At 38.6% G+C, this 3,024-nt stretch carries 4 protein-coding genes; 3 read left to right on the forward strand and 1 reads right to left on the reverse strand.

The features are described 5' to 3' along the window. Nucleotides 1-264: 264 nt before the first annotated feature. Nucleotides 265-444, reverse strand: coding sequence for a hypothetical protein (locus tag FOF46_RS30515; RefSeq protein ID WP_143919197.1), 180 nt, complete (start codon nucleotides 442-444; stop codon nucleotides 265-267). Nucleotides 445-635: 191 nt separating this feature from the next. On the opposite strand from FOF46_RS30515, the gene FOF46_RS30520 reads away from it, so the two are divergent. The 3 genes from FOF46_RS30520 to FOF46_RS30530 form a co-directional block, all read left to right on the forward strand. Then, on the forward strand, nucleotides 636-1,097 hold the full coding sequence (locus FOF46_RS30520; RefSeq protein ID WP_143919198.1) for an LEA/WHy family protein: 462 nt from the start codon (nucleotides 636-638) through the stop codon (nucleotides 1,095-1,097). Then, nucleotides 1,097-2,008, forward strand: a complete 912-nt coding sequence (locus tag FOF46_RS30525; RefSeq protein ID WP_143919199.1) for a hypothetical protein — start codon at nucleotides 1,097-1,099, stop codon at nucleotides 2,006-2,008. The genes FOF46_RS30520 and FOF46_RS30525 overlap by 1 nt, the downstream gene beginning before the upstream one ends. Nucleotides 2,009-2,042: 34 nt before the next feature. After that, nucleotides 2,043-3,024: hypothetical protein (locus tag FOF46_RS30530; protein WP_208746842.1), on the forward strand; the 982-nt coding region annotated here is incomplete at its 3' end.

The following is a 3,024-nucleotide window of genomic DNA, read 5'->3' on the forward strand; positions in this document are numbered from 1 at the left end:
TACCAAAAATCACCTGAATTTTTTTTTCATTCCAGGTAAAATGGGGCCAATTTTCGTACTGATAAATATACTTTGCCATTTTAATGTATGGTTATGCGGCAAATATACAAATTATTCTCCGCATATTTAAGGAGATTATATCAAATATTCTCCGCAAACGATCTGTCGCTGTACTGGATCTAACAATGCGATCATAGTAATATTACTATTTCTTATGTCCTAATCATTTTCAATATTTTTAGAGAACTTATAATAAACAAGCCGTCAATCATATTCCTCAACTCCAAAAGCTTTAAACACTATCCGCACCTCATAAGGATATAATAATTGCCTCCTTCCAGTATCCAATCCTTCAATTTCTTTTAACCGCAATCTCAAGGTTTCTCTGCTAATTCCAAAGCGGATTGCTAGTTCAGCTTTACTCCAAAATCTCATTTCCATCATATAGGGTATTTAAGTATATATCAACCTTTTTAAGTTTTAAGAACCAAGGGTTTACTTATAGTGTAAACAAGGCTTTAAAACATGATCAAGCTACCATAAATTCTACGAAAATCCATAGCCAAAACAGGCTTATACAAGCTCACTTGTAGACTGTTTTGTAAACATTTTCCTTTGATAAAAACAAGGAAGTTATGTTCAAATGGATTGTAGGTGGTTTAGCGACTTTTTTTTCGATTCGGTATTTATCCCGGTTGCAAAGGGCAAGCACTAATATTACTTCCCGGATTCGGGTGAGCATCCATAAAGTTAATCTTACGGGAATAGAATTAAAAGCAGCAGTCCAAATACAGAACCCTAATCCGGTAACCTTAAAACTACAGCATCCTTTTGTCAAAATCTTGTTTAAAGATAAACTGCTGGGAAGTTCAACCATTGAAAACTCGATTATCGAAATTCCTGAGCATAGTGAAAAAAACTTTGACCTAAAAATACAATCCGCAGGGTGGTTAACCCTGATCCAGATATTAGGCACCAAAGTGGTTAGTGATATCCGATCCGGAGCTCCTATCGAACTTAAGATTCAAACCCAAATCATCACCAGGGTCAATGGCTTACCCTACGAGCAGTTTGATAACATCATACTAAAACTCTAATGCAGGCACAGACGAAAAGACATATCAATTCCGGAGTTCAGTACAACGCACTTTTTCCTAAAAGCATCCGCAATGATGCTGTTATTGTAGGCCCGGGAAAAGCAAGATTACAGGATACCCTTCAATTAATGCAAAAAGTTATTGCAGAAACCCTTAATGATACCGCAGTATTAGCAAAGAAACTAAATACTAAAGGCCTCTATGAGGTGTGTAGGAACATTTGGAATTTCGTCTATGGTCATATCCAGTATACAATGGATGCTACGGGGATAGAACAAGTCCGTAGGCCTTCACGCACATGGGCAGATAGAACTACCGGGGTAGATTGTGATTGTTATACCGTTTTTATAGGAAGCATTCTCATCAATTTAGGGATCCCCTACCAGATGAGGATCACAAAATATGGAGGTAAAAAGCACTTTCAACACATATATCCCATTGTCCCTTTTAAGGGTGGTCATATCACTATCGATTGTGTGGCGGACCGTTTTAATTATGAAGTCCCCTATTCCGAAAAGAAAGACATTGACCCAGAGAAAAGTATCCTTTTAGAAGAGCTATCCGGACTTAGCGGAGTTGATATGGCGGCGATTAGCCTGGATGCTTTACAGCAACCAAAACTTCCTTTACGTAGGATAACCCAAACCGCAGAAATACCCAGATGTACGGTTAGGGATACAGTACCAAATACATCTAAAAAGAGTACGATACCAGGTAAGATCGCATCCCCATTCCGATTTGATGATATATATACCAATAGCAATATGAAAAAGAAAGATGATTTTGATCTGCTCAATTTTTTGATCATTTCCGGGATATCCGTTGCTGCAGGAATTGGAGTATTACGATTATTTACCAAAAAGACAAAAGCCTCTCGAAAGAGGAATCAACAACTGAAGGCTAAACAATAATAAACCGGGGATACAACCCCAAAATATTACAATTATGGAATTACACCGATTAGATGGATTTGATGCTACCGGGTTAGATAACACAGATATCAGGGATACAAGTTCATATATAAATGGAGTCTCTGACTCCGCCCCGGATATTGCTTATGAGATATTGGATGAGGATGGTAATGTAATCCTGTATGCTGATGCAGAAGAGAATATTTATGTCATTGATGGCCTACAAGGCTTCTTTAAAAAGATAGGACGCGGACTAAAGAAGTTTGCCAAAAAAGTAGGTAAAAAAGTGATCCGACCTGTCGTTAGAACGTTTAACCGTTTTCTAAATCCGGCTACTATCTTACTTCGTAACGGATTTTTACTGGCCATGAAGATCAATATGTTCAAAGTTGCCAGTAGGTTACGTTTTGGATACCTCAGTGAATCACAGGCCAGGAAAATGGGAATTGATATGAGAAAATTCTCAAAACTTAAAAAAACCGTTGAAAAGGCAGAGAAGATTTATCGTACTGCCGGGGGAAGAGGAAGAAACCTAAGGAAAGCCATATTAAGAGGAAAAGGGAACAAAGACCGCAAAGTCCCATTAAGTGGTTTTACTATCGGAAGTATCGATACTGAACCTGATATGTATAATGATCCTTTTGAAAAATTTGTGGTGGAGGCAGATATCGATACCATTGAAGCTTTTATGAACAATGAGTTCGAGGTAGACGGACTCGGTGCAGTAGCCACAGGAACCGCTACTGCTGCTGCGAGTGGTGCTGTAGCAGGAATTGCAGGTATCCTTAGTAAAATAGGCAATATTTTTGGCGCAGCGAATAAAGTAAAACAAAGTGCACAAACTTTATTTCAAAAACCTGCACGACCTGTTCGACAACTTCCAGCTCCAATTCCCAGGAGTATCCCAAGAACATCCAGTTTTCGCCCTTCTCCATTTCAAAGGGGTGGTAGATCTTCCCCATCAGTGATCTCAAGAAACAGGGCTGTAACTAATACGTCATCTGAAGAAAAGAAAG

It is taken from the genome of Aquimarina algiphila, from assembly GCF_007489275.1.
GTDB lineage: Bacteria > Bacteroidota > Bacteroidia > Flavobacteriales > Flavobacteriaceae > Aquimarina > Aquimarina algiphila.

Excerpts from the sequence above, each read along its gene's own strand:
- FOF46_RS30515 (WP_143919197.1), bottom strand. The coding sequence starts at position 444 with ATGATGGAAATGAGATTTTGGAGTAAAGCTGAACTAGCAATCCGCTTT.
- FOF46_RS30520 (WP_143919198.1), top strand. The coding sequence starts at position 636 with ATGTTCAAATGGATTGTAGGTGGTTTAGCGACTTTTTTTTCGATTCGG.
- FOF46_RS30525 (WP_143919199.1), top strand. The coding sequence starts at position 1,097 with ATGCAGGCACAGACGAAAAGACATATCAATTCCGGAGTTCAGTACAAC.